Raw genomic sequence first — 13,545 nt, 5'->3', positions numbered from 1 at the left:
CGAACGGGGTGGGAAGTCGAAACGCGGGCCGGTGCGCTCTCGGTGCCCGGGGCCCGCAGGAAAGCACAGGACGGCGGCCGGTGTCGATGCGCCGCTGAGCCCCGTTCGCACGCGGATTCTCGCCCGGACCGGTCCGCTTTCGGCCCCTCCGCAGGCGCGCGCGGGGGGCCGCTACGCCGCGGCGCGGCGCGGCGCGAGGCGGTCCTTGAGCGCGAGGAAGCGCTGCTCCACCAGGTGGAAGCTCGCCCAGGCGAGCAGGAGCGAGGCCGCCAGCGCGGTCACCGCGTAGGCGGCGTAGCCCGCGCGCGAGGCGAGCAGCGCCGCGCCCCAGGGCCGCGCCCGCAGCGCGCCGAGCGCGCCGACGTGGACGAGGTAGTGGACGACGTACAGGCCGTAGCTGTACCGGCCCAGCGCGCGGAGCGGCGCGGCGGACAGCGCGCGCCGGAGCGGGTGGAGGGTCCCCTCCGTCGCGACCGCGCCCGCCACCAGGCCGCCGAACGCCAGCGCCAGCCAGAGGTGGCTCCAGATCTCGAGCGGCCGCGCGTGCATGTCGAACCCGTGCGGCAGCCCGAGCGCGGCGAACCCGGCCGCCCCGACCGCCGCCGCCGGCCACCAGGCGCGCCGCAGCAGCCCGGCGCCGCCCGGCGCGCGCGCCACCACCGCGACGAGCGCGCCCATGGCGAGCGCGTCCACCCGGCCCGGCGTGAGCCGGTAGGCGCTCCCCACCGGCAGCCCCGAGTCCACGATGAGCCAGCGCAGCGCCGGCCCGGCGCAGACCAGCGCGGCCGACGCCGCCGCGAGCGCGCGCCCGCGCGCGAGCAGCACCACCAGCGGCCAGGCCAGGTAGAACTGCTCCTCCACCGCGAGCGACCAGAAGTGCGAGAGCGCCGGGATGACCTGCCGCGCCGCGTAGGCCCAGTTGCCGAGGTAGCCCCAGTACCACCAGCCCCACCGGCCGAACGTCCACGGGTCCACCAGCCCGAGCGCCGGCCCCACCACCGCGAACACCGCGAGCGCGAGGTAGTAGAGCGGGAAGATCCGGAGCGCCCGCCGGACCAGGAAGCCGCGCCACCAGCCGCGCTGGCCGAGCGTGTCCACCAGGCCGCCGGTGATGAGGAAGCCGGAGAGGACGAAGAACAGGTCCACGCCGGTCCAGCCCAGCCCGAGCGCCGCCACCGCGCGGCGCTCCCAGGCGCCGGCGCCGGGCCAGGCGTTGAGCAGGTGGCAGGCGAGGACGCCGCCGATGGCCAGCCCGCGCAGCCCGTCCAGCGCGGGGAGCGGGCCGCGTGGGCCGGCCGGCATGGCGGCGTCCCGGGGCGTGGCTAGGCGAGCCGCTTCAGGATCTCGTCGGCCATGGCGCGGGTGGAGAGCTTCCCGCCCAGGTCGGCGGTGCGGCAGCCGTCGGTGATGGTCCGGTCCACCGCGCGCTCGATGGCGGCCGCCTCCGGCTCGAGGCCGAGCGAGTGGCGGAGCAGCAGCGCGGCGGAGAGCACGGTGCCCACCGGGTTCGCGATGCCCTTGCCGGCGATGTCCGGGGCGGAGCCGTGGATGGGCTCGTAGAGGCCGGGCCCCTTCTCGCCGATGGAGGCGGACGGGAGCATGCCCATCGAGCCGGCCAGCACCGACGCCTCGTCGGTGAGGATGTCGCCGAACATGTTCTCGGTGACGACCACGTCGAGCGTGGCCGGGCTGGTGACGAGCCGCATGGCGGCGGTGTCCACCAGCATGTGATCGAGCGCGACGTCGGGGTTGGCCTGGCCGATGCCCGTGGCGATCTCGCGCCACAGCCGCGAGGACTCGAGCACGTTCGCCTTGTCCACGCTGGTGACCTTCTTCTTCCGCCCCTTGGCGATGCGGAACGCGAGCTCCACCACCCGGCGCACCTCGAAGTCCTGGTACTCGAGCGTGTCCACCGCGCGCGCGTGCCCGTCCTTCACGTCGCGCCCCTTGGGCTGGCCGAAGTAGAGGCCGCCGGTCAGCTCGCGGATCACCATGATGTCCACGCCGCGGAGCTTCTCCGGGCGCAGCGGGGAGGAGTCGAGCAGGCTCGGGTGCACGCGCACCGGGCGCAGGTTCGCGAACACGCCCAGGCCCTTGCGCAGGCCGAGCAGCCCCTGCTCCGGGCGCACCTTGGCGCGCGGGTCGTCCCACTTCGGCCCGCCCACGGCGCCGAGCAGCACCGCGTCGGCCGCCTGGCAGTCGGCGAGCACCTCGGGCGTGAGCGCGGTCCCGTGCGCGTCGATGGAGCACCCGCCCATCAGCCGCTCGGTGAACGATAGCGTGTGCCCTCCCCGGCGCGCCACGGCCTCCAGCACCCGCACCGCCTCGGCCGTCACCTCCGGCCCGATCCCGTCGCCCGGCAGCACCACGATCTTCGCGTTCACGCTCGGTGTCTCCTTGGGTTCCTGGTGTGAGGTCTAGGCGAGGGCGAGCCCGTACTCGACCGCGTCCACCAGCGCGATCCAGCTCGCCTCGATGATGTTCTGGCTCGCGCCCACCGTGCTCCAGCGCCGCGGCCCCTTCTGCATGTCGATGAGCACCCGCGTGACCGCCGCGGTGCCGTGCTGCCCGTCGAGGATGCGGACCTTGTAGTCCGACAGGTGCAGCGCCTTCACCTGCGGGTAGTGCCCCGCCAGCGCCTTCTGCAGCGCCGCGGTGAGCGCGTCCACCGGGCCGTCGCCCTCGGCGGCGGTGTGCAGCACCTCCTCGCCGACCCGCACCTTCACCATGGCCTCCGAGAAGATGCCGCGGCCGGTGCGGTGCTCCACGTTGACGAGGAAGTCCACCAGCTCGAACGGCGCGCGGTGGCCCGGCTGCTGGCGGCGCATCAGCATCGCCACCGAGGCCTCGGCCGCCTCGAACGCGAAGCCCCTCGCCTCGAGCGCCTTGATCTCGTTCAGCACCGCGCCCACGTCGGCGATGGAGTCCGGCGCGATGCCGTACTCCTCCGCCTTGGAGAGCAGGTTCCCCCGGCCGGACAGCTCGCTCACCACCACGCGCATGGTGTTGCCGACCCGCTCCGGGTCCACGTGCTGGTAGCTGGTGGCGCTGCGCCGCATCGCCGCGACGTGGATGCCGCCCTTGTGCGCGAACGCGGACCGGCCCACGTAGGCGAGGTGCTCGTCCGGCGCGAGGTTCGCCACCTCGGCCACGAAGTGCGCGACCTCGTACAGCTCGGAGAGCTTGCCCTCGGGGAGGCAGCGCACGTCCAGCTTCAGCTCCAGCGCGGGGATGATCGAGCAGAGGTTCGCGTTGCCGCAGCGCTCGCCGTAGCCGTTGACGGTGCCCTGCACCTGCACCGCGCCGGCGTGCACCGCCGCGAGCGAGTTCGCCACCGCGCACTCGGAGTCGTTGTGGCAGTGGACGCCGAGCGGGTGGCCGAGCGCGGCCTGCACCTTCGCGACCGTCTCGCCGATCTGCCAGGGCAGCGAGCCGCCGTTCGTGTCGCAGAGCACCAGCGTCTCGGCGCCGCCGCGCACCGCGGCCCGGAGCGTCTCGAGCGCGTAGCCCGGGTCGGCGCGCCAGCCGTCGAAGAAGTGCTCGGCGTCGTAGATCACCCGCCGCCCCTGCGCGCGCAGGTACGCGAGGCTCTTCTCGATGATGCGGAGGTTCTCGTCGAAGGTGGTGCGCAGCACCTCGGTGACGTGCAGCGTCCAGGTCTTGCCCACCACCGTGCAGGCGGGCGTGCCGGCGTCGAGGAGCGCGCGGATGTTCGCGTCGTCCTCGGGCCCGCCGCCCACCCGGCAGGTCGAGCCGAACGCGGCGATGCGGGCGTGCTTCCAGGGCAGGTCGCGGGCGCGCTCGAAGAACTCGGCGTCCTTCGGGTTCGATCCGGGCCACCCGCCCTCGATGAACGTCACCCCGAGCTCGTCGAGCCGGCGCGCGATCCGGAGCTTGTCCTCGCACGAGAGCGAGATGCCCTCGCGCTGGGTGCCGTCCCGCAGCGTGGTGTCGTAGATCTGGATCATCCGCGTTCCTTCCGCGCGCTGCGGACGACGCGTCCCCGACCGCCGGCGCCCGTCGCGCCGCGGCCGTCCCGCCGTCCGCTGTGATCGAGCCCCCAACGGGGCTGGACCGTGCACGATACACGACCCGGATGGTTGCGTCGATCCGCCACGTTGCGTGCGGGCGGCGACTCACCGCCGGAGCGCGAACAGGAGCGCCCCCACCACGCCGGCGAGGCCGGTCGCCACGTACAGCACGCCGGCGGCGAGCGCCTTCCCGCCGGTGAGCAGGCCGCCGCTGGTCGGCATGCGTCGGCGCACGAACCCGTCGCGCACGCCGATCCAGGCGCAGACCAGGCCGGAGACGAGCAGCACCGCGGCGACGATCCAGTGCAGCGGCTTCGAGGGGTCGAGGAGGGCTTCCAAGGGGCGGGGATTCTACGGTCCTCGCCGGCGGGCGTCACCCGCGGATGCGCGGCCGGCCCGGACCCCGTCGGGGTCTAGATCGGATCCGGCCCCCGGGCGTTCCTACCGCCGAACCCGCACCGGAGGTCGCACCATGTTCCGCACCCTGGCCCTCGCCACCGCCCTCGCCCTCGCCCCCACCGCCCCGGGCGCCCAGCCCGTCCCGGCCGGCCCGGCGCCCGCGACGGCCCCGTCGCCGCGCGTCATCGCCGTCTCGGGCGAGGGGCACGTCTCGGTGCGCCCGGACGTCGCGGTGCTGTTCGCCGGCGTCACCGCCACCGGCAAGGACCTCCGGCGCGTCACCGCCGACACCGACGCCCAGCTCCGCCGCATCCTCGACGCCCTGGCCCGCGCCGGCGTCGCCGAGAAGGACGTGCAGACCGCGCGCCACGACGTCTCGGTGGACCGGGACTGGAACGTGAAGGGCGGCGGCCCCGGGCCCATCACCGGCTACACGGTGACCGACGAGCTGCGCGTGAAGGTCCGCGACCTCGCCGCCCTCGGCACGGTGATCGAGCGCGTGCTCGCGGCCGGCACGAACACGCTGCGGTCGCTCGCGTTCGAGAAGGAGGATCCCACGCCGGAGCAGGCCCGCGCGCTCGCCGCCGCCTACGCCACAGCGCGCTTCAAGGCCGAGGCCATCGCCCGCGCCGCCGGCGTGACGCTGGGCGAGGTGCTGACCGTCTCCGAGGGCGGCGAGGTCCGCCCGTTTCCGGTGATGCGCGACGCGCGCGTGATGTCGATGAAGGCGGAGGCCGCGCCGGTGGCCGCGGGCGAGGTCGAGGTGGCCGCCACGGTGAGCGTCACCTTCGCCATCCGCTGACTCGCGACGGCCGCCCGCCGCCCGGCGTCCCCGCGTGGCGCGCCGGGCCGCGCGCGGCTACCCTACGCGCCACACCCGTCGAGGAGCGCACGCGCATGGCCAAGCCGAAGATCGAGGAGCTGGTGAAGGGGAAGGGCCCGGAGGCGGTCCGGGGCAAGACGGTCGAGGTCCACTACACGGGCTGGCTCCTCGACGGGAAGCAGTTCGACTCGTCGGTGGGCGGCAGCCCGTTCTCCTTCCGGCTCGGCGCCGGCGAGGTGATCGAGGGCTGGGACCGCGGCGTCGCCGGGATGAAGGTCGGCGGCAAGCGGAAGCTGACGCTGCCGCCGGAGCTGGCCTACGGCGCGCGCGGAGCGCCCCCGGAGATCCCGCCCGGCGCCACGCTGGTGTTCGAGGTGGAGCTGCTCTCGGTTTACTGACGGTCCGCGTCCGGCCGCCGCCCTCCTGCGCTGGCCCCCGAGAGGAGGCCGCGGCGGCCGTCGCAACCCGCCCGGCGCGCCGTTAGGTGCTCCCCGTCCGCGATCCACCGGAGACAGGAGGGGGCACGTGACCACGACCATCGACTATTCCAGCCTGAGCCTGCAGGACGCGCTCGACCTCGCCATCGGCATCGAGCAGGAGGCGCAGGGCCGGTACGAGGAGTTCACGAAGCTGGTGGGCGGCCGGTACGCCGGCGACGCGTCCGACATGTTCCGCATGATGGCGAGCTACGAGGCCCGGCACCGCACCGAGCTGGCCGAGCGACGCGCGAAGCTGTTCGGCGCCGCGCCGGCGCACGTCTCCCCGGACGCCGTCGAGGACGTCGAGGCGCCCGACGTCACCGCGCCGCGCGTGTTCATGTCGGCGCGCCAGGCCATGGAGGTGGCGCTCGCCTCCGAGGAGAAGGCCTACGACTTCTTCACCGCCGCGCTCGAGCAGGTGCGCGATCCCGAGGTGCGAAAGCTGTTCACCGAGCTCCAGGGCGAGGAGCTGAAGCACCAGCGGCTGGTGCGCGAGAAGATGGAGAGGCTGCCGCCGGGGCCGGACCTCGAGGAGGAGGACGCGGACGAGCCCGGCTCCGACGCCGGGTAGCCCGGCCCCGCCTCACCCGAGCCAGCTCGGGTTGTGGGTGGTGGCGTCGTACCCGTCGGTCGTCTTGTACCGCTCGTCCGCGCCGCTCGCGGCCGCCGGCGCGGTGCGGGCGAGGAGCGCGCTCACCTCCGCCTCGGCGAGCGGCCGGAACCCCCGCGCCACCCGCAGCGCCTGCTCCACGCGCTCGAGCGCGTCGCAGCCGGTGATCACGGTCGCGACCGGCAGGCTCATGGCGTAGCGCAGGCACTCCTCGGCCGAGGCGATGTTCCGCTGGACGATGCGCGCGTCCGCCATCGGCTTCATGCCGAGCGGCGCGATGCCCTGCTCGAGGAGCGCCGGCAGCACGCGGTGCTCGAAGCTGCGGAAGTGCGCGTCGAGCACGTTCAGCGGCATCTGCACCGTGTCGAAGCGGAAGCCGTGCGCCCCGGCGGCCGCGAGCATGGCGAGGTGGATGTCGGGCGACTTGTGGCCGGTGAAGCCGAGGAAGCGCGCCTTCCCGGCCTGGCGCGCCTCCAGCAGCGCCTCGGCGGCGCCGCCGGGCGCGAACGTCCGGCCCGGGTCGTCGTCGCGGATCACCTCGTGGAGCTGCAGCAGGTCCACGTGATCGGTCTCGAGCCGGCGGAGCGACTCCTCGAGCTGCTGCGCCGCCGAGGCCTTCGTCCGCCCGTCCACCTTGGTCATCAGGAACACGCGGTCGCGGTAGCCGTCGCGGAGCGCCTTGCCCATCCGGCGCTCGCTCTCGCCGTCGTGGTAGTCCCAGCAGTTGTCGAGGAACGTGATGCCGCCGTCCACCGCGGCGCGGAGGATGCGGAGGCTCTCCTGCTCGGAGGCCGGCACCGCCAGGTGGAAGCCGCCCAGCCCGACGATCGACACCGCCTCGCCGGTGCGGCCCAGCGCCCGGCGCGGGACCTCGTCCGCGCCGCCTCCCCGCCCGTCACCCATGCCCGCGCCCCCGCCGCAGCCGGCGGCCGGGAGCACGGTCGCGGCGAGCGCGGCGCGGAGGAAGTCCCGGCGGGTCAGCGGCGGCATCTCCGCCACAGGATGCGGCCGCCCGCGCCGCGGCGGGAGGGCGCAGCCCGCGTCCGGAGACGGTCAGGCGCGCGAGGAGCGGGGTGCCGCCGGGCCGCCGGCCAGGAACGCCTCCGCCCGCAGCGCCGCCACGACCTCGGCCTCGCCCGGACCGGCCACGCCGCGGGCGGCCGCCTGGGCGAGCTGGTCCACCACCTCGTTCACCGCGTGCCCGTCGTGCCCGCGCACCCAGGTGTAGCGGACGCTGAGCGCGCTGGCGCGCGCGTCGAGCGCCTCGATGAGATCCCGGTTCAGCACCGGCTCGCCGCTCGCGGTGCGCCAGCCCTTCTTGCGCCAGCCGTGGATCCACCGGGAGAGCGCGTCCACCACGTAGCGCGAGTCGGAGATCACCTCGACCTGCTCGCCGCCCGGGAGCCCCTCCAGCGCCTCCAGCACCGCCCGCAGCTCCATGCGGTTGTTGGTGACGGCGTTGGGCCCGTCCTCCACCCAGCGCGTGCCGCCGAACCGGTAGGCCGGGCGGGCGCGGTCGAGCACCACGAAGCCGGTGCCGCCCGGGCCGCCGGGGTTCACGAGCGCCGAGCCGTCGGAGAAGGCGATGAAGCGGGCCTGGGACATGGGGCGCGCACCCTACCCCGCCGCCCTGACAGCACCTCGGGGCGCGGCGTGGCCGGCGGGCGCCCGGCCCGCTACCCTGTTTCCGTGCGCCGGCTGCTCGCCACCGCCCTCACCTACGCGCTCGCCGGGGCGGTGGTGGCCGTGTCCTTCCCGCTCGCGCTCGTCCTGTTCCTGCTCACCGCGCCGTTCGACCGGCGGCGGATGGCGGTGAGCGAGCTGCTCCGCTGGCTGGGCGAGGTGCTGCTGCGCCACGCGCCGCTCTGGCCGGCGCGCATCGAGGGGTCGCTCCCGCCGCCCCCCGCCACGTTCGTGGTCGTGCCGAACCACCAGTCCATCGTGGACGCGATCGCGGTCGCGTGCCTGCCCCGCAACATGAAGTGGCTCGGCAAGGTGGAGGCGTTCCGGCTGCCCTGGCTCGGCTGGGCGTTCCACCTCGCCGGCTACGTGCCGGTGAAGCGCGGCGACCGCGCCAGCGGCGCGGCGGCGCTCGGCGCGATGCGGCGCTGGCTGGAGGCGGGCGTGCCGGTGGGCCTGTTCGCCGAGGGGCACCGCACCCGCGACGGCCTGCTCCAGCCGTTCCACGCCGGGCCGTTCCGCCTGGCCGTGGACCTGGGCGTGCCCATCGTGCCGGTGGCGATCTCCGGCGCCTGGCGCGCCATGCCGCCGGATCGCGCGGCCATCCGGCCCTCCACCATCCAGGTGCGGATCCTGCCGCCGGTGCCGACGGTGGGCCGGACGCCGGCCGACGTGGACGCGCTCCGCGAGGAGGTGCGCGGCCGGATCGCGGCGGCGCTGGCGGAGCTGGAGGCCCCCGCCGCGCCGCCGCGGGCCGCGCCGGCTACGCCTGCGCCAGGATCGCGGTGAGCAGGCGCCAGAACGCCGCCACCGACGCGATCGAGACCCGCTCGTCCGGCGTGTGCGCGTCCCACATGCTCGGGCCGATGGAGGCCATCTCCATGCCCGGGTACTTCTCGCCGATGAGGCCGCACTCCAGGCCGGCGTGGATGGCCTTCACCACCATGGGCTTGCCGAACAGCGCCTGGTGGACGCCGTTCACCAGCTTCACCATCCCGGACCCCGGCTCCGGCTTCCAGCCCGGGTAGCCGCCGGAGTGCCGGGCCTCGAACCCGGCCAGCGCCGCGATGGCGGCGATCCGGGCCGCCAGCGCCCGCTTGGAGGCGTCGATGGCGCTGCGCGTGAGGAAGCAGACCTCGGCCCGCCCCGCCGCCGCGTCCGCGTCCACGATGGCGAGGTTCGTGGAGGTCTGCACCAGCCCCGGGATGTCCGGGCTCATCGCCTCCACGCCGTGCGGCCCCGCCACGAGCAGCCCGGTCACCGCGCGCGCGTCGCCGGCCGCGATCACCTTCGTCGCCGCGCCGGGCTCGAGGGCGATGGCCAGGCCGGGGTCGAACGCGCCCAGCGCCGCCTTCCAGTCCCGCTCCAGCGCCCCCAGGTCCGCGCGGAGCGCGGCCTCGCGGGCCGGCTCGACGAGCACCACCGCCGAGGCCTCGCGCGGGATGGCGTTCCGCTTGTTGCCGCCCTTCAGCGCGGCGATCCGCAGGTCGTGCTTCGCGACCACCGCCTCGAGCACCTGCCCCAGGAGGCGGACCGCGTTCCCGCGGCCGGCCGCGATGTCCACGCCGGAGTGGCCGCCCTTCAGGCCCATCACCCGCAGCCGCAGCGCGGTCCGGCCGGCCGGCGCCGCCTCGACGGCGAGCGCGCGCGAGGCGACGGTGTCCACGCCGCCGGCGCAGCCGATGGTCAGCTCGCCCTCCTCCTCGCTGTCGAGGTTGAGCAGGCGCGGCGCGCGGAGCCAGCCGGGCTTCAGGTTGTTCGCGCCGGTGAGGCCGGTCTCCTCGTCCACCGTGAACAGCGCCTCGATGGCGGGGTGGGCGAGGTCGCGCGAGGCCAGCACCGCGAGCGCCGCGGCCACGCCCACGCCGTTGTCGGCGCCGAGCGTGGTGCCGCGCGCGCGCAGGACCTCGCCGTCGCGCCACACCTGGATCGGATCCTTCTCGAAGTCGTGCGGCGTGCCCTCGTTCTTCTCGCACACCATGTCGAGGTGGCCCTGCAGCGCCAGGGCCGGCCGGCCCTCGCGGCCCGGCGAGGCGCGCTTGCGGACGAGCACGTTCCCGATGGCGTCGCGCTCCACCTCGCAGCCGAGCCGGGTCGCCTCCCCGGCGACCCAGGCGGCGGCCGCCGCCTCGTTCTTCGAGCTGCGCGGGATCCGCGAGAGGTCGAGGAAGTAGCTCCAGAGGGCCCTGGGCTCGAGGGTTCCGAGATCGGCGGACATGCGTGCTCCCGTTGCGAAGGTTCGCGGATGCGGTCCCCGCACCGTGCGGGCGGGCTCCGTGCGCGCGCAGCCTAGCAGGAAGCCGGCGCGGCGGAGCGCCCTCGCGCCGCGGCCGGGGCCGCGTCACGGACGGCCGGCTCGCGTCTCCCTGCGGCGGGCGTCCGCCCGATGCGCTATACCGACGCCCTCCACACTCCCGGAGCGCTCCCCTCCATGCGGATCTGCATCTTCTGCGGCTCTTCCAGCGGTGTCCGGCCCGAGTACGCGGCCGCCGCCCGCGACACCGGCGCCCTGCTCGGCCGGCGCGGCATCGGGATGGTGTTCGGCGGCGGACGGGTGGGCCTGATGGGCCTCGCCGCCGACGCCGCGCTCGCCGCCGGCGGAGAGGTGGTGGGCGTCATCCCGCGCACGCTGGTGGAGCGCGAGGTGGCGCACCAGCGCCTCACCGCGCAGCACGTGGTCGAGACCATGCACGAGCGCAAGGCGCTCATGGCGAAGCTGACCGACGCGTTCGTGGCGCTGCCGGGCGGGGCCGGCACCTACGAGGAGCTGTTCGAGATCTGGACCTGGGCGCAGCTCGGCATCCACCGCAAGCCGCTCGGCGTCCTGGACGTGTCCGGCTACTTCGCGCCGCTGCTGGCGATGGCGGACCACGCGGTGAAGGAGGGCTTCATGCGGCCCGAGTACCGCGCCATGCTCCAGGTGGCGCGCGATCCCGCGGAGCTCCTCGACAAGCTCGCCGCGTACCGCCCGCCCGAGCACAAGTGGGCGGCGCCGCGCGACGTGGAGCCCTGAGCGCACGTCACGCCCGGCGCCGCAGCCGCCACGGCGCCGGGGCGCCCGCCCGCGCCCAGGCCGCGCGCGAGTCGGGCAGCATCTCGTCGCCGGCGGCCGCGCCCGCGGTGGCGCGCATCACCCAGCCCTCGCGCACGTCGACGCGCAGCCGCGCCGCCATGGCGCGCGCGCTCGCCACCCGCCACCAGCCCAGCCCCGCCGCGAGCACCCACAGCGCGGCCGTGGCGGGCGCGGCCGCGTGCGCGCCGGCCCGGCCGGCCGCCGCCGCGAGCAGCGCCAGCGTGAGGATCGCGAGCGCCCAGGGGAAGCGGGCCACCCGGGCCGCGAACGCGGCGATCTCGTCCTTCTCCTCCGGCGTGAGGGCGCGCTTCACCCAGCCGCCGCCCTGCAGCGCCTCGGGCACGTCCGACACCGGCAGCGCCCAGGTGACCGGGTCCGCCGGGACCGCCGCGGCCTCGCCCACCGCCACGCGCCGCGCCCGGCCGCGCGCGCCGCCGGGCAGCACCCGGCCGCTCCGCGGCAGCAGCTCGAGCGCGCCGGCGCCGTCGCCGAAGCGCACCGCGAGCCCCTCGTCGAGATCGCGGGCCAGCGTCCGCCAGGCGCGGAGACCGTCGCGCACCAGCAGAACGGCCGCGGGCACGCCGAGCAGCAGCACCAGCCCCATCCACCCGGTGCCGGCGGCGTAGGCCATGCGCTCGCCGAGGCGCATCACGTGCCGCGCGAACCACGGCGCGAGCGGCACGGTCGCGAGCGCGAGCGGACCCGCCAGCGCGGCCAGCCCCGCGCGGAGCGCCAGCCGTCGGCGCAGCGCCGCCGCCCAGGCCCGCTCGCCGGGCGTCAGCGGGCGCGCGCCCGACTCCGGCCGTCCCTCGCAGTACCGCACCCGCCGACTGTACCAGCCGCGCCGCGCGGCGGGGGCGCCGTCACGAGCCGCCGCCGGGGCCCTCGTCGCGCCCGTACGCCCGTGCGGGATCGACGTGGAGCCGCCGCAGCGTCTCGCGATCCGGCGCGCCGGTGGCGGCCAGCCCCTGCGCCTCCTGGAAGCGGCGCAGCGCGGCGCTGGTGGCGCGGTCGAGCTCGCCGCGGCGGTGCGCACCGAGGTAGCCGCGGTCGCGCAGCGCGTCCTGGATCTCGCCCACCGCGCCCGGCGCGAGCAGCGCCTCCGGCGACGACGGCACGCGCGGGCGCTCGCCGCGCGGGGGGACGCCGAGCTCCTCGGGCCGGTCCGGCGCCTCGGCCGCGCCCCCGGTCGGCGGCGGGCGCACCGGCTCCCTCCTGCCGCCGGTCGCGCAGCCCAGGGCCGCCGCCAGCGCGAGCGCGCGCCAGGCCCTCATCGCTTCTCGCCCTTCCGCGGCTGCGCCCGCGGCGGCCCGTGCCCCGGCGACAGCGCCCGCCGCGCCTGCTCCAGCGTGCCCTGCTTCTCCTTCGCCTTCGGCGGCGGCAGGCCGGAGAGGCCGCCGGCCAGCCCGCGGACGAACGCGTTCCGCAGCACGCCGAGGATGGTCGGCACCGCCTGCACCTGCGGCCCTCGCACGCTCCCCTCGATCGGGATGGTGGTCGCGACGACCTCCTTGCCGCCGCGCTCGTCCGAGAACAGGTGCAGCGACGCGTCGGCGAGCATGGCCTTCAGCCGCGTACCGAGGTCCGGCGCGCCGGCCTTCAGCTCGGCGTCCTTCACCAGCGGGCGAACGCCGCCGGAGAGCCGCCCGTCCTCGGCGCGGAACCGCACGTACAGGTCGAGCGTCCCTTTCTCCGGCACGAGGTCGGTCTTCGCGTCGAGCAGCTCGCCCAGCTCCGCGAGCCGCAGCCCGGTGACCGTGCCCTGCCCTGCGAACGTGAGCTGCTTCGCGAGCGGGTCCGCGGTCGCGAACACCGACACCGTGCCGGAGCGCTGCAGCGTGGCGCGCGCGGCGAGCACGGTGGGCTCCCGGCGCGCCAGCGCGGCGCGGGTGGCGAAGTTCTCGAGCGTGGCCTCGATGCCGTGGAACCACAGCCGCGGCTTCTCCTTCTCGCGGCCGTCCACCCAGAGCAGCTCGCCGTCCTTCACCTCGGCCCGATCGATCCGGAACGGCGCCAGCCGCTCCAGGCCGCGCCCCGCCTCCGGCGCCTCCTTCGCCGCCTGCGTGCGCTCGCGCGCCTTCCCGACCAGCAGGTTCAGCTTGGGGCGGCGCAGCTCGACGCCTGCCACCACGTTCCCGTGCAGCAGCTCCTTGCCGTACAGGCCCAGCTCCACGCGCTCGGCCTCCAGGTACGGCAGCGCCGCGCCGCCGGCGCCCACCTTCACGATGCGCAGGTGGTGGATGACGTAGGACAGCGACAGCAGCCGGATCTCCACGTCGGAGAACGTCCCGCGCATGCCCTCCAGGCCGGCCAGGACCTTGCGCGTCCGCCAGGTGGCGATCGGATCGAGCGCGAGCCGGACCGCGATCCCGAGGACGAGCAGGATCCCGAGCGCGACGGCGAGGCGTCTGGCGGTGCGGCGCCGCATGGCCTCGCTGAAGCATGGCCCC

The 13,545-nt window shown here is 75.9% G+C and carries 15 protein-coding genes; 5 read left to right on the top strand and 10 right to left on the bottom strand.

Annotated elements, in window-relative coordinates; all coding sequences use genetic code 11:
* Nucleotides 1-171: 171 nt before the first annotated feature.
* From ANAEK_RS09060 to ANAEK_RS09045, 4 genes are all read right to left on the bottom strand, one after another.
* Nucleotides 172-1,302, bottom strand: coding sequence for an acyltransferase (locus ANAEK_RS09060; protein ID WP_012525853.1), 1,131 nt, complete (start codon nt 1,300-1,302; stop codon nt 172-174).
* A gap of 20 nt (nt 1,303-1,322) precedes the next feature.
* The gene (gene leuB, locus ANAEK_RS09055) at nt 1,323-2,384 is read right to left on the bottom strand and encodes a 3-isopropylmalate dehydrogenase (RefSeq protein ID WP_012525852.1); all 1,062 of its coding nucleotides are present in this window, start codon (nt 2,382-2,384) and stop codon (nt 1,323-1,325) included.
* Between the two features lie 33 nt (nt 2,385-2,417).
* Nucleotides 2,418-3,968 (bottom strand): citramalate synthase, encoded by a 1,551-nt coding sequence (gene cimA / locus ANAEK_RS09050; RefSeq protein ID WP_012525851.1) that lies wholly within the window; start codon nt 3,966-3,968, stop codon nt 2,418-2,420.
* 168 nt (nt 3,969-4,136) lie between these two features.
* The gene (locus tag ANAEK_RS09045) at nt 4,137-4,370 is read right to left on the bottom strand and encodes a hypothetical protein (RefSeq protein WP_012525850.1); all 234 of its coding nucleotides are present in this window, start codon (nt 4,368-4,370) and stop codon (nt 4,137-4,139) included.
* Between the two features lie 133 nt (nt 4,371-4,503).
* On the opposite strand from ANAEK_RS09045, the gene ANAEK_RS09040 reads away from it, so the two are divergent.
* The 3 genes from ANAEK_RS09040 (at nt 4,504) to ANAEK_RS09030 (ending at nt 6,303) form a co-directional block, all read left to right on the top strand.
* Nucleotides 4,504-5,232 (top strand): SIMPL domain-containing protein, encoded by a 729-nt coding sequence (locus ANAEK_RS09040; RefSeq protein ID WP_012525849.1) that lies wholly within the window; start codon nt 4,504-4,506, stop codon nt 5,230-5,232.
* Between the two features lie 95 nt (nt 5,233-5,327).
* On the top strand, nt 5,328-5,651 hold the full coding sequence (locus tag ANAEK_RS09035; RefSeq protein ID WP_012525848.1) for an FKBP-type peptidyl-prolyl cis-trans isomerase: 324 nt from the start codon (nt 5,328-5,330) through the stop codon (nt 5,649-5,651).
* A 127-nt stretch (nt 5,652-5,778) separates the two neighbouring features.
* The gene (locus ANAEK_RS09030; protein ID WP_012525847.1) at nt 5,779-6,303 is read left to right on the top strand and encodes a ferritin family protein; all 525 of its coding nucleotides are present in this window, start codon (nt 5,779-5,781) and stop codon (nt 6,301-6,303) included.
* Nucleotides 6,304-6,315: 12 nt separating this feature from the next.
* On the opposite strand, the gene ANAEK_RS09025 is transcribed toward ANAEK_RS09030, so the two are convergent.
* Nucleotides 6,316-7,332 carry an aldo/keto reductase gene (locus ANAEK_RS09025; protein WP_012525846.1) on the bottom strand — a complete coding sequence of 339 codons (1,017 nt, stop codon included), beginning with the start codon at nt 7,330-7,332 and terminating at the stop codon, nt 6,316-6,318.
* 63 nt (nt 7,333-7,395) lie between these two features.
* Nucleotides 7,396-7,947, bottom strand: a complete 552-nt coding sequence (locus ANAEK_RS09020) for a ribonuclease H (protein WP_012525845.1) — start codon at nt 7,945-7,947, stop codon at nt 7,396-7,398.
* Between the two features lie 84 nt (nt 7,948-8,031).
* Here ANAEK_RS09020 and ANAEK_RS09015 point away from each other — a divergent pair, with 84 nt between their 5' ends.
* Complete coding sequence (locus tag ANAEK_RS09015; protein ID WP_232288413.1) at nt 8,032-8,811, top strand: lysophospholipid acyltransferase family protein; 780 nt, start codon at nt 8,032-8,034, stop codon at nt 8,809-8,811.
* Here the strand turns inward: ANAEK_RS09015 and ANAEK_RS09010 are convergent.
* Nucleotides 8,786-10,240 carry an aminoacyl-histidine dipeptidase gene (locus tag ANAEK_RS09010; protein WP_012525843.1) on the bottom strand — a complete coding sequence of 485 codons (1,455 nt, stop codon included), beginning with the start codon at nt 10,238-10,240 and terminating at the stop codon, nt 8,786-8,788. The genes ANAEK_RS09015 and ANAEK_RS09010 overlap by 26 nt on opposite strands.
* A 213-nt stretch (nt 10,241-10,453) precedes the next feature.
* On the opposite strand from ANAEK_RS09010, the gene ANAEK_RS09005 reads away from it, so the two are divergent.
* A complete protein-coding gene (locus tag ANAEK_RS09005; protein ID WP_012525842.1) occupies nt 10,454-11,035 on the top strand; it encodes a TIGR00730 family Rossman fold protein in 582 nt (193 codons plus the stop codon).
* A 7-nt stretch (nt 11,036-11,042) separates the two neighbouring features.
* On the opposite strand, the gene ANAEK_RS09000 is transcribed toward ANAEK_RS09005, so the two are convergent.
* The 3 genes from ANAEK_RS09000 to ANAEK_RS08990 are packed head-to-tail and all read right to left on the bottom strand — an operon-like array spanning nt 11,043 to nt 13,523.
* On the bottom strand, nt 11,043-11,918 hold the full coding sequence (locus ANAEK_RS09000; protein ID WP_012525841.1) for a hypothetical protein: 876 nt from the start codon (nt 11,916-11,918) through the stop codon (nt 11,043-11,045).
* Nucleotides 11,919-11,958: 40 nt separating this feature from the next.
* A complete protein-coding gene (locus tag ANAEK_RS08995) occupies nt 11,959-12,369 on the bottom strand; it encodes a peptidoglycan-binding domain-containing protein (protein WP_012525840.1) in 411 nt (136 codons plus the stop codon).
* Nucleotides 12,366-13,523, bottom strand: a complete 1,158-nt coding sequence (locus ANAEK_RS08990; RefSeq protein WP_012525839.1) for a DUF748 domain-containing protein — start codon at nt 13,521-13,523, stop codon at nt 12,366-12,368. The genes ANAEK_RS08995 and ANAEK_RS08990 overlap by 4 nt, the downstream gene beginning before the upstream one ends.
* Nucleotides 13,524-13,545: the final 22 nt, after the last annotated feature.

This window comes from Anaeromyxobacter sp. K (assembly GCF_000020805.1).
GTDB lineage: Bacteria > Myxococcota > Myxococcia > Myxococcales > Anaeromyxobacteraceae > Anaeromyxobacter > Anaeromyxobacter dehalogenans.
This window is presented reverse-complemented; position numbering and strand designations above follow the sequence as displayed.

Excerpts from the sequence above, each read along its gene's own strand:
- ANAEK_RS09060 (WP_012525853.1), bottom strand. The coding sequence starts at position 1,302 with ATGCCGGCCGGCCCACGCGGCCCGCTCCCCGCGCTGGACGGGCTGCGC.
- cimA (WP_012525851.1), bottom strand. The coding sequence starts at position 3,968 with ATGATCCAGATCTACGACACCACGCTGCGGGACGGCACCCAGCGCGAG.
- ANAEK_RS09040 (WP_012525849.1), top strand. The coding sequence starts at position 4,504 with ATGTTCCGCACCCTGGCCCTCGCCACCGCCCTCGCCCTCGCCCCCACC.
- ANAEK_RS09035 (WP_012525848.1), top strand. The coding sequence starts at position 5,328 with ATGGCCAAGCCGAAGATCGAGGAGCTGGTGAAGGGGAAGGGCCCGGAG.
- ANAEK_RS09025 (WP_012525846.1), bottom strand. The coding sequence starts at position 7,332 with ATGCCGCCGCTGACCCGCCGGGACTTCCTCCGCGCCGCGCTCGCCGCG.
- ANAEK_RS09020 (WP_012525845.1), bottom strand. The coding sequence starts at position 7,947 with ATGTCCCAGGCCCGCTTCATCGCCTTCTCCGACGGCTCGGCGCTCGTG.
- ANAEK_RS09010 (WP_012525843.1), bottom strand. The coding sequence starts at position 10,240 with ATGTCCGCCGATCTCGGAACCCTCGAGCCCAGGGCCCTCTGGAGCTAC.
- ANAEK_RS09005 (WP_012525842.1), top strand. The coding sequence starts at position 10,454 with ATGCGGATCTGCATCTTCTGCGGCTCTTCCAGCGGTGTCCGGCCCGAG.
- ANAEK_RS08995 (WP_012525840.1), bottom strand. The coding sequence starts at position 12,369 with ATGAGGGCCTGGCGCGCGCTCGCGCTGGCGGCGGCCCTGGGCTGCGCG.
- ANAEK_RS08990 (WP_012525839.1), bottom strand. The coding sequence starts at position 13,523 with ATGCGGCGCCGCACCGCCAGACGCCTCGCCGTCGCGCTCGGGATCCTG.